The 26,182-nt window shown below is 29.0% G+C and carries 32 protein-coding genes; 21 read left to right on the top strand and 11 right to left on the bottom strand.

Annotated elements, in window-relative coordinates:
* Nucleotides 1–41 precede the first annotated feature (41 nt).
* The 6 genes from ACIJYA_RS04300 to ACIJYA_RS04275 all read left to right on the top strand — a co-directional run bounded on the left by ACIJYA_RS04300 (nucleotide 42) and on the right by ACIJYA_RS04275 (nucleotide 5,065).
* Nucleotides 42–773 (top strand): 20S proteasome subunit A/B, encoded by a 732-nt coding sequence (locus ACIJYA_RS04300; RefSeq protein ID WP_435087470.1) that lies wholly within the window; start codon nucleotides 42–44, stop codon nucleotides 771–773.
* Between the two features lie 55 nt (nucleotides 774–828).
* Nucleotides 829–1,335, top strand: a complete 507-nt coding sequence (locus ACIJYA_RS04295) for a pentapeptide repeat-containing protein (protein WP_435087468.1) — start codon at nucleotides 829–831, stop codon at nucleotides 1,333–1,335.
* Between the two features lies 1 nt (nucleotide 1,336).
* The gene (locus ACIJYA_RS04290) at nucleotides 1,337–1,630 is read left to right on the top strand and encodes a hypothetical protein (RefSeq protein WP_435087466.1); all 294 of its coding nucleotides are present in this window, start codon (nucleotides 1,337–1,339) and stop codon (nucleotides 1,628–1,630) included.
* A gap of 198 nt (nucleotides 1,631–1,828) precedes the next feature.
* Nucleotides 1,829–3,271 (top strand): sodium:solute symporter family transporter, encoded by a 1,443-nt coding sequence (locus ACIJYA_RS04285; protein WP_435087465.1) that lies wholly within the window; start codon nucleotides 1,829–1,831, stop codon nucleotides 3,269–3,271.
* 101 nt (nucleotides 3,272–3,372) lie between these two features.
* Entirely contained in the window at nucleotides 3,373–4,308 is a 936-nt protein-coding gene (locus ACIJYA_RS04280) for an ABC transporter ATP-binding protein (RefSeq protein WP_435087463.1), read from the top strand.
* The gene (locus tag ACIJYA_RS04275) at nucleotides 4,298–5,065 is read left to right on the top strand and encodes an ABC transporter permease (RefSeq protein ID WP_435087461.1); all 768 of its coding nucleotides are present in this window, start codon (nucleotides 4,298–4,300) and stop codon (nucleotides 5,063–5,065) included. Before ACIJYA_RS04280 ends, ACIJYA_RS04275 begins: the two co-directional genes overlap by 11 nt.
* On the opposite strand, the gene ACIJYA_RS04270 is transcribed toward ACIJYA_RS04275, so the two are convergent.
* From ACIJYA_RS04270 to ACIJYA_RS04260, 3 genes are all read right to left on the bottom strand, one after another.
* Entirely contained in the window at nucleotides 5,062–6,201 is a 1,140-nt protein-coding gene (locus tag ACIJYA_RS04270) for a glycine cleavage T C-terminal barrel domain-containing protein (RefSeq protein ID WP_435087459.1), read from the bottom strand. The genes ACIJYA_RS04275 and ACIJYA_RS04270 overlap by 4 nt on opposite strands.
* 89 nt (nucleotides 6,202–6,290) lie before the next feature.
* On the bottom strand, nucleotides 6,291–7,565 hold the full coding sequence (gene aceA, locus ACIJYA_RS04265; protein WP_435087457.1) for an isocitrate lyase: 1,275 nt from the start codon (nucleotides 7,563–7,565) through the stop codon (nucleotides 6,291–6,293).
* Between the two features lie 56 nt (nucleotides 7,566–7,621).
* Nucleotides 7,622–7,783 carry a hypothetical protein gene (locus tag ACIJYA_RS04260; protein WP_435087455.1) on the bottom strand — a complete coding sequence of 54 codons (162 nt, stop codon included), beginning with the start codon at nucleotides 7,781–7,783 and terminating at the stop codon, nucleotides 7,622–7,624.
* A 111-nt stretch (nucleotides 7,784–7,894) separates the two neighbouring features.
* Between ACIJYA_RS04260 and ACIJYA_RS04255 the strand changes: the two genes are divergently transcribed.
* The 6 genes from ACIJYA_RS04255 to ACIJYA_RS04230 all read left to right on the top strand — a co-directional run bounded on the left by ACIJYA_RS04255 (nucleotide 7,895) and on the right by ACIJYA_RS04230 (nucleotide 11,703).
* Nucleotides 7,895–8,269 (top strand): helix-turn-helix domain-containing protein, encoded by a 375-nt coding sequence (locus ACIJYA_RS04255; protein WP_435087454.1) that lies wholly within the window; start codon nucleotides 7,895–7,897, stop codon nucleotides 8,267–8,269.
* Nucleotides 8,245–9,327: a helix-turn-helix domain-containing protein gene (locus ACIJYA_RS04250; protein WP_435089262.1), complete on the top strand. Its 1,083-nt coding sequence runs from the start codon at nucleotides 8,245–8,247 to the stop codon at nucleotides 9,325–9,327. The genes ACIJYA_RS04255 and ACIJYA_RS04250 overlap by 25 nt, the downstream gene beginning before the upstream one ends.
* Nucleotides 9,328–9,500: 173 nt before the next feature.
* Nucleotides 9,501–9,770, top strand: a complete 270-nt coding sequence (locus tag ACIJYA_RS04245; RefSeq protein WP_435087453.1) for a GNAT family N-acetyltransferase — start codon at nucleotides 9,501–9,503, stop codon at nucleotides 9,768–9,770.
* Entirely contained in the window at nucleotides 9,761–10,516 is a 756-nt protein-coding gene (locus ACIJYA_RS04240) for a sulfite exporter TauE/SafE family protein (RefSeq protein ID WP_435087451.1), read from the top strand. The genes ACIJYA_RS04245 and ACIJYA_RS04240 overlap by 10 nt, the downstream gene beginning before the upstream one ends.
* A gap of 49 nt (nucleotides 10,517–10,565) precedes the next feature.
* Nucleotides 10,566–11,132 (top strand): hypothetical protein, encoded by a 567-nt coding sequence (locus ACIJYA_RS04235; RefSeq protein ID WP_435087450.1) that lies wholly within the window; start codon nucleotides 10,566–10,568, stop codon nucleotides 11,130–11,132.
* Nucleotides 11,133–11,136: 4 nt separating this feature from the next.
* Nucleotides 11,137–11,703: an SOUL family heme-binding protein gene (locus ACIJYA_RS04230; RefSeq protein WP_435087448.1), complete on the top strand. Its 567-nt coding sequence runs from the start codon at nucleotides 11,137–11,139 to the stop codon at nucleotides 11,701–11,703.
* Between the two features lie 27 nt (nucleotides 11,704–11,730).
* Here the strand turns inward: ACIJYA_RS04230 and ACIJYA_RS04225 are convergent, their stop codons facing one another.
* Together ACIJYA_RS04225 and ACIJYA_RS04220 are read right to left on the bottom strand one after the other, a co-directional pair.
* The gene (locus ACIJYA_RS04225; RefSeq protein ID WP_435087446.1) at nucleotides 11,731–14,268 is read right to left on the bottom strand and encodes an ABC transporter permease; all 2,538 of its coding nucleotides are present in this window, start codon (nucleotides 14,266–14,268) and stop codon (nucleotides 11,731–11,733) included.
* The gene (locus tag ACIJYA_RS04220; protein WP_435087445.1) at nucleotides 14,252–14,917 is read right to left on the bottom strand and encodes an ABC transporter ATP-binding protein; all 666 of its coding nucleotides are present in this window, start codon (nucleotides 14,915–14,917) and stop codon (nucleotides 14,252–14,254) included. Before ACIJYA_RS04220 ends, ACIJYA_RS04225 begins: the two co-directional genes overlap by 17 nt.
* Between ACIJYA_RS04220 and ACIJYA_RS04215 the strand changes: the two genes are divergently transcribed.
* From ACIJYA_RS04215 to ACIJYA_RS04200, 4 genes are read left to right on the top strand one after another with little or no spacing between them, the layout of a single operon-like run.
* Nucleotides 14,916–15,524, top strand: a complete 609-nt coding sequence (locus ACIJYA_RS04215) for an arylesterase (protein WP_435087444.1) — start codon at nucleotides 14,916–14,918, stop codon at nucleotides 15,522–15,524. The genes ACIJYA_RS04220 and ACIJYA_RS04215 overlap by 2 nt on opposite strands.
* Nucleotides 15,525–15,557: 33 nt before the next feature.
* Nucleotides 15,558–16,103: a tetratricopeptide repeat protein gene (locus tag ACIJYA_RS04210; RefSeq protein WP_435087442.1), complete on the top strand. Its 546-nt coding sequence runs from the start codon at nucleotides 15,558–15,560 to the stop codon at nucleotides 16,101–16,103.
* A 41-nt stretch (nucleotides 16,104–16,144) separates the two neighbouring features.
* Entirely contained in the window at nucleotides 16,145–17,326 is a 1,182-nt protein-coding gene (locus ACIJYA_RS04205) for an NAD(P)/FAD-dependent oxidoreductase (RefSeq protein WP_435087440.1), read from the top strand.
* A gap of 45 nt (nucleotides 17,327–17,371) precedes the next feature.
* A complete protein-coding gene (locus tag ACIJYA_RS04200; RefSeq protein WP_435087439.1) occupies nucleotides 17,372–17,995 on the top strand; it encodes an SOS response-associated peptidase in 624 nt (207 codons plus the stop codon).
* 7 nt (nucleotides 17,996–18,002) lie between these two features.
* Here ACIJYA_RS04200 and ACIJYA_RS04195 read toward each other — a convergent pair whose 3' ends face one another.
* Nucleotides 18,003–19,043 carry a permease gene (locus ACIJYA_RS04195; RefSeq protein ID WP_435087437.1) on the bottom strand — a complete coding sequence of 347 codons (1,041 nt, stop codon included), beginning with the start codon at nucleotides 19,041–19,043 and terminating at the stop codon, nucleotides 18,003–18,005.
* Nucleotides 19,043–19,345, bottom strand: coding sequence for an ArsR/SmtB family transcription factor (locus tag ACIJYA_RS04190; protein WP_435087436.1), 303 nt, complete (start codon nucleotides 19,343–19,345; stop codon nucleotides 19,043–19,045). Before ACIJYA_RS04190 ends, ACIJYA_RS04195 begins: the two co-directional genes overlap by 1 nt.
* A 160-nt stretch (nucleotides 19,346–19,505) precedes the next feature.
* Between ACIJYA_RS04190 and ACIJYA_RS04185 the strand changes: the two genes are divergently transcribed.
* From ACIJYA_RS04185 to ACIJYA_RS04170, 4 genes are all read left to right on the top strand, one after another.
* Nucleotides 19,506–19,955: a YtoQ family protein gene (locus tag ACIJYA_RS04185; RefSeq protein ID WP_435087435.1), complete on the top strand. Its 450-nt coding sequence runs from the start codon at nucleotides 19,506–19,508 to the stop codon at nucleotides 19,953–19,955.
* A gap of 6 nt (nucleotides 19,956–19,961) precedes the next feature.
* Nucleotides 19,962–21,074 (top strand): RIP metalloprotease RseP, encoded by a 1,113-nt coding sequence (gene rseP, locus ACIJYA_RS04180; protein WP_435087433.1) that lies wholly within the window; start codon nucleotides 19,962–19,964, stop codon nucleotides 21,072–21,074.
* Between the two features lie 157 nt (nucleotides 21,075–21,231).
* Nucleotides 21,232–21,507 carry an HU family DNA-binding protein gene (locus tag ACIJYA_RS04175; RefSeq protein ID WP_023648697.1) on the top strand — a complete coding sequence of 92 codons (276 nt, stop codon included), beginning with the start codon at nucleotides 21,232–21,234 and terminating at the stop codon, nucleotides 21,505–21,507.
* Between the two features lie 139 nt (nucleotides 21,508–21,646).
* Complete coding sequence (locus ACIJYA_RS04170) at nucleotides 21,647–22,948, top strand: ammonium transporter (RefSeq protein ID WP_435087431.1); 1,302 nt, start codon at nucleotides 21,647–21,649, stop codon at nucleotides 22,946–22,948.
* 51 nt (nucleotides 22,949–22,999) lie between these two features.
* On the opposite strand, the gene ACIJYA_RS04165 is transcribed toward ACIJYA_RS04170, so the two are convergent.
* On the bottom strand, nucleotides 23,000–23,455 hold the full coding sequence (locus ACIJYA_RS04165) for a peroxiredoxin (RefSeq protein WP_435087429.1): 456 nt from the start codon (nucleotides 23,453–23,455) through the stop codon (nucleotides 23,000–23,002).
* Between the two features lie 2 nt (nucleotides 23,456–23,457).
* Nucleotides 23,458–24,468, bottom strand: a complete 1,011-nt coding sequence (locus ACIJYA_RS04160) for a glycosyltransferase family 9 protein (protein WP_435087427.1) — start codon at nucleotides 24,466–24,468, stop codon at nucleotides 23,458–23,460.
* Between the two features lie 270 nt (nucleotides 24,469–24,738).
* Between ACIJYA_RS04160 and ACIJYA_RS04155 the strand changes: the two genes are divergently transcribed.
* Entirely contained in the window at nucleotides 24,739–25,122 is a 384-nt protein-coding gene (locus ACIJYA_RS04155) for a rhodanese-like domain-containing protein (RefSeq protein ID WP_435087425.1), read from the top strand.
* Here the strand turns inward: ACIJYA_RS04155 and ACIJYA_RS04150 are convergent.
* Complete coding sequence (locus tag ACIJYA_RS04150; protein ID WP_435087424.1) at nucleotides 25,119–25,706, bottom strand: 2-hydroxychromene-2-carboxylate isomerase; 588 nt, start codon at nucleotides 25,704–25,706, stop codon at nucleotides 25,119–25,121. The two genes, ACIJYA_RS04155 and ACIJYA_RS04150, sit on opposite strands and share 4 nt — an antisense overlap.
* Nucleotides 25,699–26,172 carry an ABA4-like family protein gene (locus ACIJYA_RS04145; protein WP_435087422.1) on the bottom strand — a complete coding sequence of 158 codons (474 nt, stop codon included), beginning with the start codon at nucleotides 26,170–26,172 and terminating at the stop codon, nucleotides 25,699–25,701. Before ACIJYA_RS04145 ends, ACIJYA_RS04150 begins: the two co-directional genes overlap by 8 nt.
* Nucleotides 26,173–26,182 lie beyond the last annotated feature (10 nt).

The following is a 26,182-nucleotide window of genomic DNA, read 5'->3' as shown; positions in this document are numbered from 1 at the left end:
TGTTCTTTTTAATGACAAATTCATATAATAAGTAATTCAAAATGACTTATTGTATAGGAATAAATGTTAATGAAGGGATGGTCTTTGCTTCAAACTCAAGAACGAATGCTGGACTTGATAACATCAACGTATACACCAAAATGTTAAATTATGCAGTAGGTGATAGAAATTTAGTAATTGTTACTTCAGGAAATTTGGCAACATCACAAGCAGTTTTTGGCTCTATTAAAAAAGATTTGGAAGTTAGTAATCCTGATACAAGCTTAAATACATGTGAAACATTAGAGGAAGTTGCAAATTATATTGGATCCCTAACAGTAAAACATTCATCACCTCAAGGAATTAATGAAGAGGTTTTACAATTAGGATCATCCTATATCGTTGGTGGTCAGATTAAAAATCAAAAATCAGAAATTTATCTTGTATATCCTCAGGGTAATTATATTAGACCGTCCGAAGCCAGGCCTTATCTTATTATTGGTGAAATTAATTATGGAAAACCAATTTTGGATAGAGTTTTAAAACCTGATATTACACTTGGTGATGCTGCTCGTTGCGCGCTAATTTCAATGGACTCAACTATTAAAAGTGATTTGAGAGTTGGTCCTCCAATTGATTTTGTTGTTTATAAAAAGGGATTAATTCAACCTATATATCAAAATAAGTTTGAAATTAATGATCCTGAGTATTCTTCAATTACTGATAGTTGGTCACAAAGCATTATTCGAGCTTTTGAGACGTTTCCAAGATTTAATTGGGAAAAAAAACAATAATAAAAATTAACTTTCTTATATTTGTGTAATTAATCTTAATTTGTTAACATTAATTATGAAAAATGTTCTTTTAATCATAATAAGCTTACTTTTTTTTACAAATAGCAATGCAGCGTGTGACGATCCTTTGACAGACGGAGTTGATTATTCAAACTGTAGATTTTCAGATGCGCAAGATTTACAAGGAAGCTATCTTCCAAATTCAAATTTATCTTTTGCAAGTTTTATTCAGGTCAATTTTGATAAAAGTATAATGATGAATTCAAATTTATCGTTTGGAACTTTTCCCGAGTCTACCTTTGTTAGAGCAAATCTTTATGAAACAATTTCTATTGGAGCAAATTTTGAAAAAACTAATTTTGCTGGCTCCAATTTGACAAGAGTTGATTTTATGGGAGCAACTTTAATTGAAGCAAATTTTCAAAATGCAAATTTAATGGAAGCTAATTTTACTTCATCTAATATTACCAATACTAACTTTGATGGTGCTAATTTGATTGGTGCAACATGGACAGGTGGCGAAACTTGCGGCCCAGGTTCAATTGGTATTTGTAATAAGTAAAATGAACACCGCTATTAAAACAGATGATGTGATATTTAATTTTTTCAAACAAATATGTGATGAAAAAGATGACAAGAGATGTGTTGAACTTGGTAATGAATGGATAAAAGCGATGGAAACAAATCTATCAAGTATGGAAGAAAATCTTAATGGTGCTGATAAACTTAAACATCAAAATGATATCAAAAGTAATCGTGATCATTTAGATAATCTTAAAACAAAAAGCTCATCTGAATGGCGAGAATATGCTACTCAATGCATGATTGAGATAATGAATCACAAAAGCCAACAGTAATGAGCAATCAAGAGAGAGTTTTTATCATTATTTGTTCATCATTAATCATTTTTACTTTGTATTATTTGATTGAGAAACATTTTTTCTAAAAAAAACTATCAATAATTACTAAAATATAATATTAATTTTGAAAGGGGTGTCTTAACAGACTGAGAATAAACCCTAAGAACCTGTCCGGTAATTCAGAAAGGGAGAACAATGGATAAAACATATCTTATAAGTCAATCAACATCGTTATCGTTAGTTATAGTTATAAGCCTATTATTTACAGTACTAGGTCTTTATCATTCTAAAAAATTTAAAGGGATCAATAATTATCTCACAGCAAATAGAAATATTGGTTTGTTTTCATTAACGACAAGTCTAATTGCTTCTGCATTAGGAGCATGGATTTTATTTGGTCCTGCGGCCGCTGCTACGTGGGGCGGACTAGGAGCTGTTATTGGTTATGCACTCGGTACAGCTTTTCCAATGATTTTTTTAATTTATTTAGGAAAAAAAATTAGAACTGAGTTTCCAAAAGGATCATCATTAATTGAATTTATGAGAAGAAAATTTGGAAAAAGTTTATTTAAACTAGTTTTATTAATTACTATATTTTATATGTTTATATTCTTATGTGCAGAAGTTACCGCTGTTGCAGTACTGATAAATTATATTTCAGGAACTGAGCTATGGATTACAGCATTAATTGTACTTATGGCGACACTTACTTACACTTTGTATGGTGGTTTAAGAGCATCAATATTTACGGATAACATTCAAATGATTGTAATTACTTTTTTGTTGCTAATCTCAATTTCTTATATCTTATCCTATACAGGTAACAGTTATTCATTAGAATTTATAAAACAAAAAAATCCTCAATTACTTAGCAGTTCTTATGTCCCAAGTTATACAGCAGGATTAACTTTTTTTATTGCAGTAGCTGCAACTAATTTATTTCACCAAGGAAATTGGCAACGTGTTTATGCTGCAAAAGATTATCAAACTCTTAAAAAGAGTTTATTAATTTCTTTTTTTATAATTATACCTATAGTTTTTTTTATGGGATTTACTGGAATGGTGTCCTTTTCAGTGGATCCAAGTCAAAGACCTGATTTAGGATTTTTTACATTATTATTAAAAGAGCAAACACAAACCTTATCTTTGTTAATAATAATACTTGGGCTAGCCCTTACAATTTCAACTGTAGATACTTTAGTTAATGCAATTTCAAGTCTTTTAGTGGTTGATGGTAAAGCAACATTTAATCTTAGTAATAAAACTGATTATTTAAAACTTTCAAGATATTTTATTATAATTATATCTCTAGTTTCATTTTTTATTGCTTCAAAGGGTTTTGATATTTTGTATTTATTTTTATTAGCTGATTTATTATGTTGTGCATTTGTGTACACCGTTTTTTTCAGCTTTTACAATAAACGTTTAAATGAAAAAACTGCCTATTTTGCAATAGTCATTGGATTAATTGGTGGTTTTTTATTATTTCCATTCCCAGATTTTTCAAAAAGTTTACTTGTGGGATTATTAATGTCTAAGGAAATGTTTTCTCCATTTGTTTTACAATCTCTATTGTTTTTGTCTTTTATGGTAGCGACATTTCTTCCAGCCATAATTCTAGAGATAAAAAAACGTTAATCAAAAATCATATAGAGACCATTTTAAAATGGTCTCTTTAGATTACTTCTTTTATTATTATTGAAATTCAATAGATAACCTCTATATAACTGTTACATCTCATGTCAGAAAACCAAATAATCATTGATAATCTCTCAAAAGTTTATGCAAATGGATTTAATGCTCTTAAAAGTGTTAATTTAAATATTAAAAAAGGTGAAATTTTTGCAATGCTTGGGCCTAATGGGGCCGGTAAAACAACATTAATTAGTATAATTTGTGGTATTGTAAAACCATCTTCTGGGAAAGTCACTGTTGACGAATTTGATATTATTAGCGATTATAGAGAAACAAGATCTAGAATTGGTTTAGTTCCACAAGAATTAACTTTAGAACAATTTGAAACTGTTTTTAACAATGTTTCATATTCAAGAGGCTTATATGGAAAAAAGCCTGATCCAAATCATATTGAAAAAATTTTAAGACAATTAAGTCTTTGGGATAAAAAGGATCAAAGATTAAGACAATTATCAGGAGGAATGAAGCGAAGAGTTTTGATTGCCAAAGCTTTATCTCATCAACCCTCAATTTTATTTTTAGATGAACCCACTGCTGGTGTGGATGTAGAGTTAAGACAAGACATGTGGAAAATTGTTGAAGAGTTAAGAGCTACAGGAGTTACAATTATTTTAACCACACATTATATTGAAGAAGCAGAAGCTATAGCGGATAGAGTAGGAGTTATCAATCAAGGTGAAATAATAGTTGTTGAAGAAACTAAAGAATTATTAAAAAAAATGGGACATAAAAAATTAACTGTAGATCTTCAAGATGAAATTTCTAAAATTCCAGACAGTTTAGATAAATATAATTTAGTTTTGGGTCCTAATAAGATGTCAATTGATTACACTTACAATGTTCAAGCAGAACAAACTGGAATTACAAATTTATTACAGGATATAAAAGATGCCGGGCTAAAATTAAAAGATTTAAAAACTGAACAAAGTACTTTAGAGAAAATATTTGTTAGTTTAGTAAAGGAAAATAATGAAATTTAATTACTCAGCCTTTAAAGCAATTTATCTTCATGAGATGGATAGATTTAGAAGAACCTTGATGCAATCATTGCTTTCACCAGTTTTATCAACCTCTCTTTATTTTATTGTATTTGGATCTGTCATAGGCGGTTATGTTGAAAAAATTGATGGAATTAGTTATGGATCATATATAGTTCCGGGGTTACTAATGCTAACATTATTAACTCAATCAATAACTAATACTTCTTTTGGAATATTTTTTCCTAAATTTAATGGAACTATTTATGAAATTTTAGCAGCACCAATTTCAACATTAGAAATAGTGTTAGCTTTTGTGGGGGCTGGAGCTACCAAAACATTAGTTGTTGGAGTAGTAATTTTTATTACTGCTAATTTTTTTGTTGAAGTAGATGTTAAATATCCACTTTTAGTTATTTTTTTACTAATGCTCGTTGCTTTCACATTTGCATTGTTTGGTTTTTTAATAGGATTAATGAGCTCGAATTTTGAGCAAATGTCTATCATCCCAACATTATTTATTACACCAATGGTATTTTTGGGAGGAAGTCTTTATTCACTAGATATGTTGCCACCTTTTTGGCAAACAGTTACATACTTTAATCCAGTAGTTTATTTAATTAATGGATTAAGATTTGCTTTTTATGGAGTATCTGATTTTAATATCTGGATTAGTATCAGTTCAATGGTAGTTTTCTTATTCATCTGCATTGGGGTAGTGACTGTATTATTGAAAAAAGGATATAATATTAAATCTTAATTACTCGCGATCTTTTTTTTAGGATCATAAAAAGGTTTTTCAACTACAGTGCAGCCAAATGTACCTTCGTTTGTAGATACTTTAAATTTATTTCCTAATTCAGATTGCTCAACTGAGACCATAGCTAGAGCTATATTTTTTTTTAGTCTTGGCGAATAAACTGCAGATGTAATTTTACCAATTTCCATATTATCTTTTGAAAGTTTCCAGAAGGTAGTATTTGGTCCTTTTAAAGGTTTACAATCGATTTCGATACCAACTTGTTTTCTTGTAATCCCTATTTGCTTAATTTTTTGTAAAGCATTTTTACCTATAAAGTTTATATCATTATCTAAACTTATTAGACGATCCAATCCTAGCTCAAATGGGTTTGTGTTGATATCTGCATCAGCATGATATGATAGCATTCCTCCCTCAATTCTTCTAATTGATGAAGTGTGACCTGGCTGTAAACCATGTTCCTTTCCAGCTAACATTATTTTTTCATATAGTTCATTTCCTTTAGAGCCATCTCTTAAATATATTTCATAACCAAGTTCGCTTGACCAGCCAGTTCTTGAAACAATTAAAGGAATTCCATCTAAATCATATTCTCTTAACCAGTAATATTTTAAATCTTTAATATTTTCTCCAAAAAGTTTAACCATTATTTCACCAGAAGTAGGGCCTTGTAATTGTAATGGAGAAACATCTGGTTCTTTAATTTGTACATTTAAGCTTGAATTAACAGCTACACCTTGCGCCCATAACAAAACATCACTGTCAGCCAATGATAACCAAAAATGGTTTTCAGCTAGTCTTAGTAAAACTGGATCATTTAAAATACCACCTTCATTATTTATAATTAAAACATATTTGCATTGACCAATAGCAAGCTTTGATAAATCTCTAGGTGTCAATAATTGTGTAAATCTGTATGCATCAGGACCAGTAATCTCAACCTGTCTTTCAACAGCCACATCACATAGAATAGCTTTTTCTATTAAGTTCCAGAAATTTTGCTCAGGACTGCCAAAATCCCTTGGAATATACATATGATTATAAACTGAAAATCCTGTAGCACCCCATTTAACAGTGGAGTCGAAGTAAGGAGACTTTCTAATTTGCGTGCCAAAACCAAAATTTTTATTACTCATTTTTGATAATTAACAATTATTTCTATGTTTTCAAAGAAAAAATAGCCCAGTTAAGGGCTATTAAAAAACTAGAGGGAATTTATTTTTGTTTAAAATTGTTCAGATTCAGTTGAACCTGCCATTGCAGTTGTTGAACTCTTTCCACTACTAATAGTGTTTGATACTGCATCAAAATACGAAGTTCCAACTTCTCTTTGATGCTTCACACTTGTGTAGCCATCTTTTTCTCTAGAAAATTCTTGTTGTTGTATTCTAGAATAAGCAGTCATACCTTCTGCTTTATATTTTTCTGCAAGTTCAAATATAGCTATGTTTTGAGTATGAAATCCAGCTAATGTGATAAATTGAAATTTATAACCCATTTTAGCAATCTCTTGTTGGAATGAAGCTATCTCATCATCGCTTAAATGTTTTTTCCAATTAAATGAAGGTGAACAATTATATGCTAACAATTTACCAGGAAATTTTTCATGTATTGCATCTGCAAATTTTTTAGCTTCAGCAAGATTTGGTGTTGCTGTTTCACACCAAATCAAATCCGCATAAGGTGCATAAGCAAGTCCTCTTGAAATAGCTTGCTCAATTCCATCTTTTACATAGAAGAAACCTTCAGGAGATCTCTCACCTGTTAAAAATGGTTTATCATTTTCATCAAAATCATTTGTAATTAATTTTGCAGCATTAGCATCTGTTCTAGCCAAAATAATCAAAGGTACTTCTGCTATATCTGCAGCAAGTCTTGCTGATTTTAAATTTTTAACCATAGTTCCAGTTGGAACTAAAACTTTACCACCCATGTGGCCACACTTCTTTTCACTAGCCAACTGATCTTCAAAGTGAACACCTGCTGCACCAGCTCTTATAAATTTTTTAGTCAATTCAAATACATTTAATGGTCCTCCAAATCCTGCTTCACCATCTGCTATAATTGGTAACATATAATCAACAGAATCTTCTTTCTTCATATCACCATCTTGTAATTCCATATGCTGAATTTGATCAGCTCTTACCAAAGAATTGTTCATTGTCTCAACTAATTTTGGTGCACTATCATAAGGATATAAAGATTGATCAGGGTACATTTCACCTGCAGTATTTGCATCAGCAGCTACTTGCCATCCACTAAGATAAATTGCTTTTAATCCTGCCTTAGCATGTTGAACTGCTTGGTTACCAGATAATGATCCAAGTGTATTAACATAAGCTTCTGAATTTAATAAATTCCATAGTTTTTGTGATTGATTTTTGCACATAGAATACTCAATTTTAATTGAACCTCGAAGACGCTCAACTTCATCGTCAGTGTAATCACGTTTTATTCCAGCAAATCTTTTAAGATTGTATGAGATATTTTCTGCACTCATTTTTGTTTATCCTATGATGTTTAGTTGTTTGAGAAAATTGAATTAGTAAGAATGGATTAGTTATTATCGTCTAAAGACTTAATAAGATCATTCATTCCACTAGAACCCCAATCACAATGATCATCTCTCATGTAGATACCTCTACTGTTATGTTGATCAAAATCCTCCTTTTTTATGATTTGAGCTTCATTTTCTTTAGTATTTAATTTTTTATTCATACTGATCTTATAATTTACAAAATTTACAATAGCTATTAAATTCGCAAAAATGCTTGTAAATCATAGAAAAAAATTGTAAAAATAAATTTACAAAATTTACAAATAGTAAATATGAGTCAAATAGATTTAAAAATAGGACCAAAAATCAAAGCTTTTAGAAGGCAATTAGGTCTCCAGGCAAACAAATTAGCGGAAGATTTAAGCATATCTCCGAGTTATTTAAATTTAATTGAAAGTGGAAAAAGAAAAATAGACGGTGACCTACTATTAAATGTCTGTGAAAAATTAAATATTGAGCTATCTGATTTAACATCAAAGACAGATCTCAACTTACAAAACACAATTTCTGAAATTTTAGATGATAGTTTATTTGAAGACTTAGATATTTTAGGACCAGAAGTTAAAGATTTAGTCAGCACCAATCCTAAAATTGGTAAAGCAATCGTAAGATTAGGTGACATATTAAAAAAAAAGATCATGAACTAATTGATAAAATTGAAAAAATATCTGGAAAAATAGTTGATAATAGAAAAAATTCATTCCCAGGTGAAGTTATTTCAGACTTTCTTCAGCAAAATAGAAACTATTTTCCTAAGTTAGAAGAGTTTGCAAATAAAGTTTTTGAAAAAATTCAAAAAAATAATCGAACAAGATATATTGCTTTATGCGAATATTTAAAATCTGAATATTCAATTAAAGTTATAGATATAATACCAGAAGAAAATAAACCTTTTTCAAAAATTTATAATAAAAATAAAAAAGAACTTTTATTAAGTGATTATAGCTCATTAGAGACAAAAAAATTGCATGCAGCAGCACAGATTGCCCAAGAAGGAGCAAGTAAAGAAATTGATAAATACTTATCAACGTTTAGTTTTCCATCGGAAGAATCTAAAAAATTAACAAAAGTAGCTTTGTTGAATTATTGTGGTGCAGCAATATTAATGCCTTATAAATTATTTCACGCAGAGTGTAAGAAACTTAAATATGATTTAGAGTTATTGCAAAATACATTTGCCACATCATTTGAGCAAGTTACTCATAGGGTAACATGCTTACAAGATCCAAAGCTTCCAGGAATTCCATTTCATTTTTTAAGAGTTGATATGGCTGGGAATATTTCAAAAAGATTTTCTTTATCAGGTATTGATATACCTAGATACGGCGGGGCATGTCCAAGATGGAATGTTTATTCTGCATTAACTAGACCAGGTGTTATTCAAGCAGCAGTAAGCAAAATGACTAATGGTGAAAAATATGTTTGTATTGCAAGAACAGTTGAAAAAGGTATTGGACGATTTGGACAAGCAAAAAGTATATTATCAATAGGTCTTGGTTGTGAAGCTAAATATGCAAAAGATTTTGTATATACAGAAAATGTAAATATTAATGACAAATCAACAGAAATTCCTATAGGTGTTTCTTGTAGAACTTGTGATCGTCTAGATTGTTCTCAAAGAGCATTTCCACCATTACATAAAAAATTTGATGTAGATTTAAACTCAAGAGGAGTTTCTGTTTATGTTAGTGACAACAATTCTTAAATAATGATCAAATATATATTGCCAGCTATTATTATTTTCTTAATCGTTTTATTTTGGGAAAAAATCATAGATTTTGTTGAAAAAAAATTCAATATTAAGCTTAATTATATAGTTATAAGTTCTGTTATTGCTGCAATAGCGATCATTCTTTTGCTCTTAAATTACTAGGATTAATGAACAGTTTTGATTTTTCGAATTATAAATTAGATGAGTCTGATGGTGTTTTCACATATAAAAATGAAAATACAACACTGGGTTTTGTAAGGTTTAATGGCAATGGTGAAGTGGAATATATATTTGTTAATCCTATTTTTAGAAAACAAGGATTTGCAAAAAAATTACTTAACCTTGTTAAAGAAAAAACAGGTAGAAAGATCATACTTCAAGAACCAATAAGTCCTTTGGGTCAAAAATTATTAAATTCAATAAATAAATGGAAATAGATTTATTATTTTTTTTTACAGTTGTTCCAGCGATTATATTATATGGAATTGCTAAGTCAGGCTTAGGTGGATCTATATCATTAATTTCAGTTCCTTTAATGACATTGGTGATGCCTTTGAGTCAAGCATTAGCAATTATCTTACCAATTTTAATATTTTCAGACATGATTGCAGTATATAGGTTTAGAAAAGAATTTGATTTAAGCACTCTTAAATTAATAATTCCGTTTGCTGGAATTGGAATCTTAATAGGATCATTAACATTTTCATATTTTTCAGAAGACATACTAAAATTTTTGGTTGGTGTAATGGGATTCATTTTTACAGTTCATTATTTTTTGTTTAAAAAAAATAAAGAAGAAAAGTCTAAAAAGAATCTTTTTAAAGGTGGTATATGTTCAGCTATTGCTGGGTTTACAAGCTTTTGTGTGCATGCAGGTGGTACGCCTACAAGTATTTATTTATTGCCATTAAGATTAAAAAAAGAAATTTATGTTGGAACTAGAGTTATTTTTTTTACCTTTGTTAATTTAATTAAACTTCCATTTTATATTCACCTATCAATGATGAACCTTCAAACCTTTAAACAATCAATCATACTGGTGCCACTAGCTATTGTTGGAATATATATTGGATATAGAATTCTTAAAATAATAGATGAAAAATTATTTTATAATATAATTTATATACTAATCTTATTTTCTAGCACTAAATTAATCTATGATTATCTTACTAATTACGTGTGACAATTTCCTAAATATTAGAAATTTAGCGATTAAGTACTATTAATTTTTTATGATTAAAATTTTAAAAAAAAAATTTAAACCTAGAGTTAAAGCGCGTATTAGAAAAAATAAACAAATACTAAATAAAAGTATTGATGGTTTTTTTGGTTGGGTAAAAGGCGCTAAACTTGTTGAGCTTAAAGAGTGTAATACTGAAGAAGATCCAGTGAGACCTGAACTAGATAATAACTTTAGAACCGGGTATGGTAGAAAAATATATGGAGTTGAGTACAAAGGTGAAATTCATGCTGTTATGTGTTTTGCTTATACAAACAAAATTCCCACAAGTGTAGATGAGTTGGAAAAATTGAGTACTGATGCCTTTTTACAAAGTGCACTTAGAGATCAAAATATTGGCCAAATAGCAATTGCTTACACTGTTTGGTCTAAAAAAAAGGGAGGTGGAAAATTAATTGTGAAAGAAGTTTTTAAAAAGATAAAAAAATCTAACCATTTAAACAGACTGATAACTCTTTCTCCGCTTACTGATATGGCTACAAAATTTCACTCAAGAAATGGTGCAGAATTAATCCAAATCAATGAAAATACACAAAATTTTGAGTATAAAGTTAAATAACACCATGATTTTTAAAAATTTTTTAAATATTTTTTTTTGTACATTATTCTTTTTTTTGTATTCTGCTGTCATGGCTGCAGAGGAAGCAAATTATGAGGTAATAAATAAAAATGATGTCTATGAGATAAGAAAATACTCAGATCGGTTAGCAGTTGAGACCATTTCTGATGGTCAAAATAATAGTTTTAGAAAGCTATTTAACTATATTTCTGGAAACAATAAAACCAGTGAAGAAATCAAAATGACTACACCGGTTACTCGTATTGAAAGAGAGGGTAATATGACAATGCAATTTTATTTACCATCAAAATATAATTCTAGTAATATACCAAATCCAACCAGGAAAGATGTAAGAGTAATTACTATCGCTGGAGGTTATTTTGCTGTTTTAAGATACACAGGAAGAGCTTCAGATAAAAATTTTATTAAACATAAAGATATTTTAGAAAAAGAGCTAAAAGATAATAATACAAATATTATAAGTTCACCGATAAGAGCAACCTACGATAGTCCTTTTACACTTCCGATGAACAGGAGAAATGAAGTAATGTTTAAAGTAGAGATCAATTAAACGAATTAAAATATAAAGTATTGTAAATTACTGATTTCTTATTAGTGGGTAAACCTTAGGATTTAAATACTTTATATTTGTTATCATTATTAAAAGTAATGTTATTAAACCGATACTAATTCCTAAATTAAACAATACCTTGAAGTCAAAAACCCAAACCAATTCAAAAATATTTTCAATTATAAATTTAGATGCAGTTACCGCAAAAAAGGTTGCTATCAATATTACAGAATTAAAGATTATGATAAATTCAATTAGGGAGGATAAAATAATTTCTTTTTTTGAAAACCCTAAAATTTTAAATACTAAATTTTGATATTCTTTTACTTTTCCTTGAACAATGATAGCGCTTGAAATTACAATTAATCCAATGATTATAGTGACTGCCGAGATAAGGGTTACGGCAATAAATACCTTATTTAAAACATCAGTTACTTTGTTTAAATAATCAGCAATTTTAATCATAGATAAGCTTGGAAGCACTTCTAACATTGAAGTTTCATCAAACTTTTCAATTGTTTCAAATTTTGTAGTTGCTAAATATTCATGAGGAATATTATTTGCAAATTGAGGATTAAATAACATTGCAAAATTAATACTAAGATCACGGTAATCAACAGCTCTAAAATTAACTATTTCTCCTTCAATTTCTCTTCCATAAATATTAAGAGTGAATACATCACCTAATTTAATATTTAAATTTTTTGCAACTTCAGCATCTAAAGAAATTTGAAGTTGGTCAGGCTTAGTAAGATCCCACCACTTACCTTCGGTTAACGGATTATCTTCTGGAACTTCATCGGTCCATGAGGATCTTCTGTCACTCCCAATTACCCAATAACTATCATTATCAGGCTTAATATAAGTATTTGGATTAACTCCATTAATCTTAATAATTCCAGATGATACCATCGGTACTACTTCAATTTTTGCATCAGCATCCATATTCAATATATTTTTTTCGAATATTTCTTTTTCTCCTTTTTGAATTCCAACAAAAAAATAGTCAGGAGCAATATCAGGTATTGATTTTGCAATTTCTCTTTGAAAATTAGTTCCAACTAATGCAAGCGTTAACAGCAAAGTAACCCCAAGTCCCAAAGACATAATTGTAATTGGTGTTATGCTTTTTGTTTGTGTTATGTTTTTAATAGATACTTTTAAAGATATGTTGGAAGTAGATTTAAATTTTTTTAAAAAATATATGATTATTTTTGAAAGTAGAAAAAATACAATCAAACAAACAAAAAAAGCCACAAAATATCCAAGGCTATAAATAGGTCTTTCAGATCCAAAACTAAATAATAATACTAAAATAGATAATAAGATTAGACTTAAAGCTGTAGATTTTTTTGAATAATAAAACTCTAAGTTTTGAAAAACATTTCTAAATAAATTAGAAGCTTTTACTTGGTCAATTGAACTTATGGTTGGAATTGAAAAAATAACAAGAACTAATAACCCAACTAAAAATATCTTAATAAAGTTTAAAATTGAAAACACTGGAGAAACATTAAGCCCTAATCCATCTGATAAATATTGATCCACAATAGGAACTATTAGAAAACTTGAGCCATAAGCAAAAGTGGTGATTACTAAAAGTAAGATAAATAATTGAAGATAATAAAGTGTTTTGATGTTTCCTGAATAAAATCCAACTGCTTTTCTAACGGCAATAGACATATTATTTTGATTGATAAAAGAAAGAAGGGTATTTGCTATTCCAATTCCAGCAATAAGCATCGCACTAATTGAAACTAATGATAAAAATTGTGAAAAATTATTGATAATTCTCTTTAAACCACTGGCAGAATTTTCAGGATATCTAAGCTTAACTTTTTGATCATCTTTAAATATATCTTCAATTCTTTTTTCTAGTTTTTTAGCATCATCTGTTTCGTTGAATTTTACTTTGTATTCGTAATTTAAAAAACTACCAATTCCATTTAATTTTAAAATTTCTAATGTTTGATCCCCTGCAAGTGCCCAATCACCGAAAGCTACAAATCCACTGACATCAGGGACAGATTTTACAATTCCAATAATTGTGAATAATTGATTTTGAACTTTAATTTTTTCATTAATCTTTAAATTTAAATTTTTTGATAAACTTTCATTAATTAGCAATGTATTAGGTTCATTGTGCATTCTATCAAATGCACCTACTGGTTCGTAATCAACAGAGCCATATAATGGATATTTAGTGTCTACAGTCTTTATTCTGGTAAAAAGAGATTTGTTTGTTTCTCTACCAGTAGTTGAGACCATTGTGCTGAACTCAATCATTTGAGAAATTGTTGTAAACTTTTTTACTTGATTAACCAGTTCAAGATTTCCTTCATTACGATTATAGTCAATCTCAAGATCTCCTCCTAATAAAGATTTAGCATTATCATTTAATTCTTTTTTTAAGCTATCTTCAATTGTGAAGATGGCACTTAAAATGAAAAGACTAATAAAAAGAGTTATTATAATACTGGCGAGTTTTTTATAATTTCTGCTTAAATCTTTTAAAGCATATTTAAAAATTAAATTTAGTTCAGATGGATTATTTAATTTTTCCATCTTTAATTTTAATTTTTCTTTTTGCTTTATTAGCTAATTTTGGATCATGAGTTACCATAATGAGTGAGGAACCTTCTTCTTTTACATATTTAAATAATATATCAGAAATCATTACTGAATTTTCAGTATCTAAATTTCCAGTAGGTTCATCCGCTAAGATTAATTCTGGTTTCATTGCAATGGCTCGAGCTATAGCAACTCTTTGTTGTTCGCCACCTGATAACTGACTTGGCAAATTATTAAATCGATGACTTAATCCAAATCGATCTAACAATTGTTTTGCTTCTTTTTCAGGATTTTTGAATTTATTCAATTCAAGAGTTAGGGCTACATTTTCAACTGCTGTATAATTAGGGATTAAATAAAATGACTGAAATATAATTCCAATGTTTTTTCTTCTTATTTCAGAGACCTCATCTTCATTTAATTTTGTTATTTCATGATCTTGAAAAAAAATTTTTCCAGAGGTAGCTTTTTCTAACCCTCCGATTAACATTATTAGACTAGTTTTTCCTGACCCACTTTCTCCAACAATAGAAATTGTCTCTTTTTTCTTGGTTGTTAAGTTAACATCTTTTAAAACTCTGATATTATCTTTACCAGTTTGATATTTAAGATTTACCTTATTTAATTTAAGAAGAATGCTCATGAATAAAAGTTTTATTATTAAAATAATCGTACTCTGTCTAGTCACCATAAAGGTAAGTGCAATAGAAAAAGTAATATTATTTGGAGATAGCTTGATGGCAGGTTATGGATTGCCTAATGAACAACATTTATCAGTAGTTTTACAAAATATTTTAGAGCTAGAGGGACACAACATAGAAATTGTTAATGGTAGTGTTTCAGGAAGCACTTCTGCAGGTGGATTAAATATAGCTGAGTGGACTTTATCAGAAAATAATATTGATCTTATGATCTTATGTCTTGGAGCTAATGATATGCTTAGAGGTATAAACCCTAAGGAGACAAAAAATAATTTAGAAGAAATTATTAAAATTGCAAAAAACAAAAATATCAAAGTGGTCATAGCTGGAATGATCGCACCAACTTCGTATGGTTATGGATATAAGAAATCTTTTGATAAAATTTTTTCAGATTTATCTAAAAAATATAATTTGCAATTAATTCCATTTCTACTTGAAGGTGTAGCGCAAAAACCTGAATTTAATTTAAGTGATGGCATGCATCCAAATGACCAAGGCACAATTATCATTGGTAACACTCTAAAAAAAGCTATCTTAAAAAATCTATAAAGACTTAATATTATTTTTTTGTTATCGTTTTTAATGAAAAAGATTCTATCCATTATCATTTTATTTGTTTCAACTACAGCTTTAAGTGCAAATGATAGAGATGTTGAGCTTGATAAATTATTTTTAGAATTAAAAAAAAACATTCCATCTTTATCTTCTGGAATTGTGCAGCAGATATGGATGTTATGGAGTACTCATCCTACGGATCAAAAATTAACATCGATGTTAGATGAAGGCTCAAGATTAGTTCAAGATCAACAGTTAAATAGAGCAATCGATGTTTTTACTGAAGCAATTGAACTAGACCCTAACTGGGCTGAGGCTTGGAATAAAAGAGCAACAGTATTTTATATGGTTGGAGAATTTCAAAAATCACAAGATGATATTGATAAAGTACTAGAATTAGAAGAAAGACATTTTGGAGCTCTAGCAGGACAGGGTATGGTGAACATAAAGTTAAAGAATTACGATAAAGCAAAAAGAAGTTATAAAAAAGCACAAGAAATTTATCCTGCCATGAAATCTTCAAAGGTAATGATTGAACAAATTGAAGAGTTAATTAAAAGACAATCAATTTAGTTACTAAGATAAATTTTTTCAGATTTAATATTTAGGAAATAATGAGCATTAAATATGATGTTATAATAATTGGAGCAGGTGCAGCTGGCATGATGAGTGCTATTGAAGCTGGCAAACGTGGTCGAAAAGTTTTACTTGTTGATCATTATAAAAAAATTGGTGAAAAGATTAGAATTTCAGGTGGAGGTAGATGTAATTTTACTAATATTAACTCAAATCCAAGCAAATTTCTTTCTCAAAACCCAAAGTTTGTAAGATCAGCTTTAAGTCAATATACCCAGAATGATTTTATCAATTTAATGAATAAGCATGAGATTAAATTTCATGAAAAAAAATTAGGACAATTATTTTGCGATCATAGTGCTCAACAAATTGTTGAGATGTTGCTTAAAGAATGTGAGTTAGCAAACGTTACTATTTTAAAAGAATTTATTATAAAGAATGTTGAAAAAGATAATGATCAATATCTAGTATCAAATGAAACAGATACATATTCATCAGAGTCGTTGATTGTTGCAACTGGTGGATTATCAGTTCCAAAAATTGGTGCCACTTCATTTGGTTATGAAATCGCTAAAAAATTTGATCACAATATAATTGAAACCTTACCTGCATTAGTGCCTTTAACATTTAATGAAAAGATATTAGAGATTTGTAAAGAGTTAACAGGACTTTCAGTTGAAGCGATAGTCTCTTTTAATAAAGTTTTGTTTCAAGAAGGAATGTTATTTACACACCGTGGTTTAAGTGGCCCTTCAATATTACAAATTTCGTCCTATTGGAAACAAGGGGATAATATTAAAGTTAATCTGTCACCAAAATTAAATGTTTATCAATTATTAGAGGAAAAAAGAAAGTTAAATCCAAAATTTGATATTTTAAATATTGTAAGTGAAATTTTGCCAAAAAGATTAGCTCAAATTATTTGTAGTGAAAATAAAGTAAGTGGAAATATTTCAGAATTATCTAATAAAATATTAAAACAATTAAGTGAGAATATAAATTCTTGGTTAATCAATCCAACAGGATCAGAAGGGTATAGAACTGCAGAGGTGACTTTAGGAGGAGTTGATACTAAAGAATTGTCCTCAAAAACAATGATGTCTAATAAATATAAAAATTTATTCTTTATTGGTGAAGTTGTGGATGTAACTGGACATTTAGGTGGATATAATTTTCAATGGGCTTGGTCTTCTGGTTATGTTGCGGGCCAATATGCTTAAAACCATCATATCGACTCAGCTCATTCTATTTGCTAAAATATACACATGTGCGGAAGATATGTTGTTAAAAACCCAGTTACTAAAACTAGTAAATTAGTTAAATCAGCAATTCAAGTTGAAGATACTGAAAACTATAACGCACACCCATATCAAAAACTTCCAGTAATAAAAAAATATAAAAATGGAAATACTTTAGAAGCACTTAAATGGGGCTTAATTCCAGGTTGGGCTAAAGACAAAGATTTCAAAGCATTAATTAATGCAAGACTAGAGACTATTGATGAAAAGGTTTCATTTAAAAAACTAATTAAAAATAATAGATGTGTTGTAGTTGCTGATGGTTTTTATGAATGGAAAAGAGAAGAAAAAGAGAAAACTCCTCATTATTTTACAAGAAAAGATAGTAAACCAATATTCTTTGCAGGTATTTATGAAGAGGATCAATTTTGTTTAATTACAGAAGAAGCAAAAGAAAACATCACTGAAATACATCACCGTCAACCGGTAATTATTAATCAAACAGATGTTAATCGATATTTGAATTTAGAATTACAAGGTTCAGCCTTTTTAAAGGAATGTAATAAACCTGATCTTATTTTTCATGAAGTTTCAAAAGATGTTAACAAACCTACAAATAACAGCACATCATTAATTCAAAAAATAAATTAAATTTTGTTTAAAAATTAACATAAAATTGAAAAGCTATTCCACATAAAATAGCTCCTCCAAAACCAAAAGTTAAGTAAGCGATAAATGTAGAGCGGTTCACCAGAGACCAAACAGCTGTCATTGCTGGAATAGAACTGATTGCTCCACCAACTAGAAAAGCCATAGCACCACCAGCACTCAATCCTTGTTCAATTAATCCTGACACAATAGCTGGTGCTGCATAAGAATTTAAATAAGCAGGTACACCAGCAAAAGCTCCTATAACAATAGATGACAATCCATCTCCTGACAAAAAACTTCCAATTATTTGAGCAGACATAAATTGAACCATTAATGCTTCAATTAAATAAGCAAGCGATAACCATTTTAATAAAAATAACCCATTCGTTATAAATTCATCTCTAAAAATTTTAGTTCTTTCTGAATTATTCCAAAATTTTAAGACAAGCTCTTGATTAAAAGGATCTTTAGTATCACAGCATGAGCCACTACTAGATCTATTTTGATCTTTTAATGGGCTCGTAAACATCCCAAGTTTTGTTAAAAAATAAATTCCAAAGCCACCAATTAAACCAATAGTTAATGCTGAAATTGTTTTTGCTATTGCATAATCCCAACCAAGAGCACTTGCTGTGATCAACAGAGCTGGAGGATCAATTAAGGGTGAAGATAACCAAAAAGCCATCACAGCAGATAGCGGAACTCCTAAAGCTAGCATACTTGCTATAAATGGTATTACTTCACATGAACAAAATGGAGCAAGACCACCAACTAATGTTGCGATAAAAATTGTTCTAACTTCTTTTCCTTTAAATGCTTTTGAAACTAAACTTTCGGCACCAGTTGCTTTTAAATATGCAACTAAGCTGATAGCAAATAAAATAAAAGGAATAGTTCCCATTAAAGCCTTTAAGGCAAAAATTAAAATAGAATTAAAATTATTAGACTCAAATATGAAAATTAATAAGGGGATTAAAACAACAAGTGTCCAAACATTATTAATTTTAAGGTAAAAATTACTAATATTTCTTAAAAAGGTTGCTTTCATTATTTTCTTTTATTTTCATTTACACAGCATTCTTTTAAAAGATAATCAGCTAAAGATTGAATATGATTAATTTGAGCAAAGTTTAAAATGGATCTACCTTTTTTTACTTGTTTAATTAAATTTGCTTTTTTTAAATAATCGAGATGGTGAGCTAGTGTTGATAATGGTATATTAAGGAGATCTTGTATTTCACCAATTGATAAGCCTTTTGAACCTATTTTAACCAATTCTAGAAGAACACTTAACCTATGTTTTGAGCCTACTGCATTAAATCCTTCTGCTGCTCTATCAGTATCTAACATAGTTATATAACTAGTTATATAGTTATTAATAGTATGCTGTCAATGATTAAGTAAAAGAATAGGAATGTAATTACAATTAACTGTGTGGTTTTATACAGTTAAAGTTAAGTTTAATATTTGATATATCATTTTGTATAATAATAATAATTAGGAGATCTTAATGTTAAAAGTTTATTTAGCTGGTGAAATACATAGTGATTGGCGAAATGAAATTGTTGAACTTTGTAAAAAAGAAAAACTAGGTATTGAGTTTACATCTCCTATTACTGATCATGAAACTTCTGATAATTGTGGTGTCGAAATTTTAGGAGCTGAAGAAAAAAATTTTTGGAAAGATAGAAAAGGTGCCAATATTAATTCAATTAGAACTAAAAAATCAATTCAAGACAGTGATGTAATTATTGTTAAATTTGGTGAAAAATACAAACAATGGAATGCTGCTTTTGATGCTGGTTATGCAGCAGCTTTAAATAAATCAATAATTGTTATTCATAATGACGATCATCAACATGCACTAAAAGAAGTTGATGCAGCTGCATCAGCCGTTGCATCTGATCAAAAACAAGCAGTTCGAATATTAAAATATGTTTTAGAAGGATCTTTAAAATAATTAATAATGCTAACATATATAATCCCTTTTTTAATTCTAATTCTGGTTGTGGTGTTTATTCATGAATATGGTCATTATTGGTTTGCCAAAAGATATGGAGTAGGAGTTACTGATTTTTCTATAGGTTTTGGTAAAGAAATTTTTGGATGGAATGATAAATCAGGAACTAGATGGAAAATTTGCTGGATACCTTTGGGTGGTTATGTAAAGTTTTTTGGGGATCGAAACGTATTTTCACAAGCTGATCAAGAGAAAGTTTTAAAACAATATAATAAAGAAGATCAAGATAGGTTATTTGTATTAAAACCTCTGTATCAAAGAGTTTTAATAGTATTTGGTGGACCACTTGCCAATTTTCTTTTAGCAATAGCAATCTTTTTTTCAATTTATACTTTTATTGGAAAAGATTTTACTCCAGCAGTAATTAATGAAGTTCAAAAAGATAGTCCAGCTATGATTGGTGGACTTAAACAAAATGACGTTATTTTGGAAATTGATGGCAATAAAGTTAATAGCATTATGGATGTTTCAAAATTTATCACAACTTCTACAGGTGAAATTATCGATTTTAAAGTTGAGAGATCTGATCAAGAGTATTTACTTAAAATTAAACCAAATATAGTTTTAAGCGAAGACAATTTAGGTAATAAAATTAATAAAAGAATGGTTGGTATTAAACTTGGTGCTTACAATAATGAAATAAATCATGTTAAATTAGGACCAGCCCAAGCTCTAATTCATTCTGTTAAAGAAGTTTATTTTGTAAGCTCTTCATCCCTTAAATATATTGGTAGTATGTTTAAAGGTACTGGTGATACATCCCAATTAGGGGGACCAATTAGAATTGCTAAGATTACTGGCCAGGTAGCTGAAATTGGTGTCCTACCTTTCATATCTATCATGGCTTATATTTCAGTAAGTCTTGGTTTGATTAACTTATTTCCTATCCCAATGTTAGATGGTGGACACTTAATGTTTTATGCTTTTGAAAAGATATTAGGTCGTCCTTTATCTCAAAAAGTTCAGGAAGGTTTTTTTCGAATCGGAATGTTTTTGTTGCTATCATTGATGTTTTTTACGACATTTAATGACTTAAAAGACATAGGTTTATTCAATTAATTTTATTTATAAAAACGTCTATAAACCTAATAAAATCAATACTTATTTAAGTTACAACTAGATATAGTATGCAAAAAAAAATTAGGCACTAAAAAAAAGCTTGATTTATCAACGTTTATGACAAGTATGATAATTAATCAACTAAACCGGAGCTAAAATGAACAAAAAACAACTAATGGCACAGCTTTCTGGCTCATTAAACTTGAGCAAAGCAGATGCTGAAAGAACATTTGATACAATTACCAACACTATTTTAGATGCACTAAAAGGTGATGACTCAGTAAAAATTGCTGGTTTTGGTACTTATAAAGTAGCTAAAAGAAAAGCAAGAGTTGGAAGAAACCCAAGAACAGGTGAACAAATCCAAATCGCTGCTTCTCAAAAAGTAAAATTCTTACCTGCAAAAGCTTTAAAAGAAGTATTCAACAAGTAATCATTTTTTTAACAGCCCTAACGTCTTTAAATACGTTTAGGGCTGTTACTATATGCAAATACTGCATACCATATTTTCCTAATCAGCGTTAGTTTTTAAAATTCATCAATTTATAAGTCTTCTTTTAACGGAAGGTCTTATGAAAAAAATTATTAAACTAATATCAACGCCATTGCTCTCATTAGTAATATTAATGAGTTTAATTAGTGTTGGAAATGCTGAAACAACAGTATCAGCAGAAGTAGGGTTTATCTTTAATACTCTATTTTTTTTAATTTGTGGTTTCCTTGTCATGTTCATGGCAGCAGGTTTTGCAATGCTTGAATCTGGTATGGTAACTTCAAAAAGTGTTTCTGTAATTTGTGCAAAGAACATTGGTCTTTATGCAATATCAGGAATTATGTTTTGGCTAGTTGGTTACAACTTGGCATACGGTATTCCAGAAGGTGGATATATAGGAAATTTTGTACCTTGGTCTGATGCCAGTTCATTAGAAACTGGCTATTCAGATGGATCTGACTGGTTTTTCCAAATGGTATTTTGTGCAACAACAGTTTCAATTTGTTCAGGAGCTATGGCTGAAAGAATCAAATTATGGCCATTCTTTTTCTTTGCAGCTATTTTAGCTGGAGTAATTTATCCAATCGTAATGGGTTGGCAGTGGGGTGGAGGCTGGTTAGCTGAAATTGGTTTTTCTGACTTTGCTGGATCAACATTAGTTCACTCAACTGGTGGTGCAGCTGCGCTTGCAGGTATAATGATACTTGGACCAAGATATGGTAGATTTACAAAATCTGGTGTACCAACACCTATCAAACCTTTTGCAGCCTCATCAATACCTTTAGTTACAATCGGTGTTTTTGTACTTTGGTTAGGATGGTTTGGATTTAATGGAGGGTCACAATTAGCTCTTGGATCATTTGCTGATGCTGTTTCGATTTCTACAATCTTTATTAATACCAATTTAGCAGCTTGTGGTGGTGTATTAGCAGCGGCAGTAGTTACTAGATTAATGTTTGGTAAAACTGACGTAGTTCAAATGTTGAATGGTGCAATAGGTGGATTAGTTGCCATAACAGCAGAACCATTAGCTCCATCACCCTTTACTGCAATTTTAATTGGTGCTGTTGGTGGTGTCATTGTTGTGTTTGGAACTAAATTACTATTTAGTTATAAACTTGATGATGTTGTTGGAGCAATACCAGCTCATTTACTTTCAGGTATTTGGGGAACATTAGCCGTGCCATTAACAAACCCGGATGCTACGTTTGGTGCACAGTTAATTGGAGTGGTTTCAATAAATATATTTGTATTTATTGTTTCATATATTATCTGGTCAGTGCTTAACTCTCTGGTAGGAATTACTTTAAGTAAAGAGGCTCAAGCAAAAGGAACTGATGTTACCGAAACAGGTGTAATAGCTTACGCTATTAGAGACTAAAAATTTCTCTCTCTATAACGTTAGAGGTCCCTTAGAAATAAGGGGCCTTTTTTACTTTTCAATAAAGGATTTAAGAGTTTTCATAACTTCCTTGGCGTGATCTTTAACCCTAACATTATTCCAAATCTTTATGATTTTTCCTTTTTTATCTATTAAAAATGTAGTTCTAATAATGCCCATAAATTCTCGTCCCATGAATTTTTTTTTACCCCAAACTTTATATTTCTTAAGGACTTTAATCTCTTCATCAGCCAATAAATCAAATTTTATCTTATATTTATCTCTGAATTTATCATGACTTTTAAGATTATCTTTTGAAATTCCATATATTTCACAATCTAACTTCTTAAATTTTGAAAGTAATTTATTAAAATCATTAGTTTCAAGGGTGCATCCTGGAGTGTCATCTTTTGGATAGAAATATAAAATTACATATTTACCCAAAGAGTTTTTTAAAGAATAATTTTCTTTATTTGTTGATGGTAATGTAAAATTAGATGCTCTCATTTTTAATTAATTTTATCTATCAATACATTAAAAACTTCCTCAGGACTAAGTGTTTTCATATTTTTTCTATCTCTAATCCAAGTGTTATCTTTATAATTTTTGGGTGTTATAAATTCTATTTTACTATATTTCAATTCACTTATAGCGTCATTTACTATTATCCCAAATGACTTCACGCCTAATGCTGCAGCTAAATTTAAGGGACCAGAGTTATTGCCAACAAAAAAACTAGAATTTTTTATAGCAGTAATAACCCCGGTAAGATCTTTGTTTGAACAATCTATAAAATAATTCTTTTGAGATGTTTTAATAATTCTTTTTGCTACATGTGATTTATCAGGACCACAAATAAGATATACATAATCAAATAATTTTTTTTCATAAAGTAAATCAGCTAATTTTATAAAATCTTCTTCATACCACATTTTATAATCTTCAAAAGAGTCAACACCAAATGCAATTTTTTTTCCGTCAAACAATAGATCTGGATTATTTTCATTAAATCTTTTTATATCTACTTCAATTTGAGGATAAGGATTGTCTATATTTATTTTGTGTAGTTTTAATAACTTCTGAGATTGTTCAGAATAACTTAATTTCCTATCATCATCATTTAAAATTACATTTGTGGTAAGATATTTTTTTTGATTTCCTATACCAGGTCCGATAATATTTGTGATGCCAGATAGTTTGGCGGCTATTGCAGGTTTATTTACTTTATCCAATATGTATAAGTGACTGTATTTATTCTGATTAAAAATTTTAATTAACTTCCAAACATCAATCCAGTAATAAAAACTTTTTCTAAAATTATTGTAATTAATATTGTTTATATACTTTAGATCTTGCAAAATATTTTTTGCTTGAGTTTTTTCTCTTAATATTAAGTCTACACTTTGAGTGTGGTGGTCGCTAATGGCTTTTATGTAAGGAAGTTGCCAAACTAAATCACCTAATTTGTGATGCGTATATACTATACAAATCTTTTTATTTGATAAATCTGATTTTAACACTATCTCTTCTTTTTTTAAAATTTTTATAATTTATCTTTATAACTGGATAATCTCTTTTAGTATAGTTGCTACTGATCTTAAATTTTTTTGCATTCAATAAAATATGCAAGTAATAAATTACTTTTATTAAAAACTATTTTGTTGATCATGTAGCCACCATCAATTTTAGGACCAATTCTAATTAGATTAAAATATTTAACGTTATAAGGTCTGAGGAATTTTGGAACCACAGTTGTTTATTTAGTATAAAAATAATGTATAACACAATTTATGAATATAAAATCGGCTAAAGATTTAGTTAACGAAGCTTTATTAGAAATTAAAACTATTTCTACTGATGAAGCTTTGGAAGGTTTCAATAAAGATAAAATAAATCTTATTGATATAAGAGATGTTAGAGAGCTAGAAAAAGAAGGAAGGGTTGAAAACTCTCACCACATACCAAGAGGAATGTTGGAGTTTTGGATGGACCCAAATAGTCCTTATTTTCAACAAGGCAAATTAGATAAAGAAAAAGAAATTGTTTTATTTTGTGCAGGTGGTTTGCGTTCCGCATTAGCTGCTAAGTCATTAAAAGATATGGGGTTTGAAAATGTATCTCACATTGATGGTGGTTTTGGTGCAATTAAACAAAGTAAGTTTAAAATAGTTTAATTATCACTTAATTCTTCAAGAGCATATTTTAGACGATCCTGTCCCCAAAAAATTTTATTGTTTACTATAAAAGTTGGTGCACCAAAAACTTCTCTTTTAAAAGCATCACTGGTTAATTCTTTTAAATTATCTTTAATTGATTGATGTTTGATTTCCTTAAAAAAAATTTCTGTATCAATATTTAACAAATTTAGCAATTTGCACAATTCATTTTCTAAAGATAAATCCAAATTATCTTTCCAATAGGCATCAAAAAAAGTATCCAAGTAATCTTTTTTTTGATCTTCATTCACTTGTAAATATCCGCGCATAATTGATAATGAATTTATTGGAAATTTTAAATTCCATTTAAAAGAAATATTATTTTTTTTTGAAATTAATTCACAATCACTCTGCATATTTTTCATTTTATACTTGTTAAAAGCTGGAGCACTTATACCTGCTAGATTGTGAAGACCACCTAATAAAATAGGCTTATAGTTAAATGTAATTTTTTTGTTTTCTTTAATTTTTTTTATTTTTTTATGGGCAATGTAAGAATAGGGGCTGATTATATCAAAATAAAAATCTATATGATCACTCATATAAATTCATTCTTTTTGCATAGAATATTCTAATGATCCAATATATTAATAAACCAATCGGTCCTACTAAATAAGTAGCTATTAGAGGAAACGCTATTAAGATTTTATTGATATAAAATTTTTGTGAGTCTTTAACAATCCACCCACCCACAAATAAATTGATTGCAATGAAGTGTGTCCAAAAGAGCATTAAATATAGATGATCTTCAAATAATCTGGAGAGCTCATCTAAACCTAAGTATAATGTAAAATTTCCAATAAAATCATAACCAATTAAATAGGATTTATATAAAACAAAAATATAGACACTACTTAAGACAAATATTGGAAATATCGATGCAACAAAAATTCTACCAAGATGAGACTGAGGAAAAAAAATTAGTATAAACCAAAATGGTAATACACCAATGTTGATCCACATATAAAGTGTCTCAATAGAAAAATAAGTATAAATTTGTTCGATCATTTAAATATAT

The organism is Candidatus Pelagibacter bacterium nBUS_29, from assembly GCF_051200905.1.
In the GTDB taxonomy this organism is placed as follows: Bacteria; Pseudomonadota; Alphaproteobacteria; order Pelagibacterales; family Pelagibacteraceae; genus Pelagibacter.
The sequence above is the reverse complement of the archived record's forward strand: the minus strand, read 5'-3'. Positions and strand labels throughout refer to the sequence as shown.

What these genes read in the sequence shown, in the direction of transcription:
- ACIJYA_RS04285 (WP_435087465.1), top strand. Translation starts at nt 1,829, where the DNA reads ATGGATAAAACATATCTTATAAGTCAATCAACATCGTTATCGTTAGTT.
- ACIJYA_RS04225 (WP_435087446.1), bottom strand. Translation starts at nt 14,268, where the DNA reads ATGGAAAAATTAAATAATCCATCTGAACTAAATTTAATTTTTAAATAT.
- ACIJYA_RS04295 (WP_435087468.1), top strand. Translation starts at nt 829, where the DNA reads ATGAAAAATGTTCTTTTAATCATAATAAGCTTACTTTTTTTTACAAAT.
- ACIJYA_RS04190 (WP_435087436.1), bottom strand. Translation starts at nt 19,345, where the DNA reads ATGTTAGATACTGATAGAGCAGCAGAAGGATTTAATGCAGTAGGCTCA.
- ACIJYA_RS04255 (WP_435087454.1), top strand. Translation starts at nt 7,895, where the DNA reads ATGAGTCAAATAGATTTAAAAATAGGACCAAAAATCAAAGCTTTTAGA.
- ACIJYA_RS04210 (WP_435087442.1), top strand. Translation starts at nt 15,558, where the DNA reads ATGAAAAAGATTCTATCCATTATCATTTTATTTGTTTCAACTACAGCT.
- ACIJYA_RS04290 (WP_435087466.1), top strand. Translation starts at nt 1,337, where the DNA reads ATGAACACCGCTATTAAAACAGATGATGTGATATTTAATTTTTTCAAA.
- ACIJYA_RS04155 (WP_435087425.1), top strand. Translation starts at nt 24,739, where the DNA reads ATGAATATAAAATCGGCTAAAGATTTAGTTAACGAAGCTTTATTAGAA.
- ACIJYA_RS04145 (WP_435087422.1), bottom strand. Translation starts at nt 26,172, where the DNA reads ATGATCGAACAAATTTATACTTATTTTTCTATTGAGACACTTTATATG.
- rseP (WP_435087433.1), top strand. Translation starts at nt 19,962, where the DNA reads ATGCTAACATATATAATCCCTTTTTTAATTCTAATTCTGGTTGTGGTG.
- ACIJYA_RS04200 (WP_435087439.1), top strand. Translation starts at nt 17,372, where the DNA reads ATGTGCGGAAGATATGTTGTTAAAAACCCAGTTACTAAAACTAGTAAA.
- ACIJYA_RS04195 (WP_435087437.1), bottom strand. Translation starts at nt 19,043, where the DNA reads ATGAAAGCAACCTTTTTAAGAAATATTAGTAATTTTTACCTTAAAATT.
- ACIJYA_RS04300 (WP_435087470.1), top strand. Translation starts at nt 42, where the DNA reads ATGACTTATTGTATAGGAATAAATGTTAATGAAGGGATGGTCTTTGCT.
- ACIJYA_RS04260 (WP_435087455.1), bottom strand. Translation starts at nt 7,783, where the DNA reads ATGAATAAAAAATTAAATACTAAAGAAAATGAAGCTCAAATCATAAAA.
- ACIJYA_RS04280 (WP_435087463.1), top strand. Translation starts at nt 3,373, where the DNA reads ATGTCAGAAAACCAAATAATCATTGATAATCTCTCAAAAGTTTATGCA.
- ACIJYA_RS04185 (WP_435087435.1), top strand. Translation starts at nt 19,506, where the DNA reads ATGTTAAAAGTTTATTTAGCTGGTGAAATACATAGTGATTGGCGAAAT.
- aceA (WP_435087457.1), bottom strand. Translation starts at nt 7,565, where the DNA reads ATGAGTGCAGAAAATATCTCATACAATCTTAAAAGATTTGCTGGAATA.
- ACIJYA_RS04270 (WP_435087459.1), bottom strand. Translation starts at nt 6,201, where the DNA reads ATGAGTAATAAAAATTTTGGTTTTGGCACGCAAATTAGAAAGTCTCCT.
- ACIJYA_RS04215 (WP_435087444.1), top strand. Translation starts at nt 14,916, where the DNA reads ATGAATAAAAGTTTTATTATTAAAATAATCGTACTCTGTCTAGTCACC.
- ACIJYA_RS04240 (WP_435087451.1), top strand. Translation starts at nt 9,761, where the DNA reads ATGGAAATAGATTTATTATTTTTTTTTACAGTTGTTCCAGCGATTATA.
- ACIJYA_RS04245 (WP_435087453.1), top strand. Translation starts at nt 9,501, where the DNA reads ATGAACAGTTTTGATTTTTCGAATTATAAATTAGATGAGTCTGATGGT.
- ACIJYA_RS04175 (WP_023648697.1), top strand. Translation starts at nt 21,232, where the DNA reads ATGAACAAAAAACAACTAATGGCACAGCTTTCTGGCTCATTAAACTTG.
- ACIJYA_RS04165 (WP_435087429.1), bottom strand. Translation starts at nt 23,455, where the DNA reads ATGAGAGCATCTAATTTTACATTACCATCAACAAATAAAGAAAATTAT.
- ACIJYA_RS04205 (WP_435087440.1), top strand. Translation starts at nt 16,145, where the DNA reads ATGAGCATTAAATATGATGTTATAATAATTGGAGCAGGTGCAGCTGGC.
- ACIJYA_RS04235 (WP_435087450.1), top strand. Translation starts at nt 10,566, where the DNA reads ATGATTAAAATTTTAAAAAAAAAATTTAAACCTAGAGTTAAAGCGCGT.
- ACIJYA_RS04170 (WP_435087431.1), top strand. Translation starts at nt 21,647, where the DNA reads ATGAAAAAAATTATTAAACTAATATCAACGCCATTGCTCTCATTAGTA.
- ACIJYA_RS04150 (WP_435087424.1), bottom strand. Translation starts at nt 25,706, where the DNA reads ATGAGTGATCATATAGATTTTTATTTTGATATAATCAGCCCCTATTCT.
- ACIJYA_RS04230 (WP_435087448.1), top strand. Translation starts at nt 11,137, where the DNA reads ATGATTTTTAAAAATTTTTTAAATATTTTTTTTTGTACATTATTCTTT.
- ACIJYA_RS04275 (WP_435087461.1), top strand. Translation starts at nt 4,298, where the DNA reads ATGAAATTTAATTACTCAGCCTTTAAAGCAATTTATCTTCATGAGATG.
- ACIJYA_RS04220 (WP_435087445.1), bottom strand. Translation starts at nt 14,917, where the DNA reads ATGAGCATTCTTCTTAAATTAAATAAGGTAAATCTTAAATATCAAACT.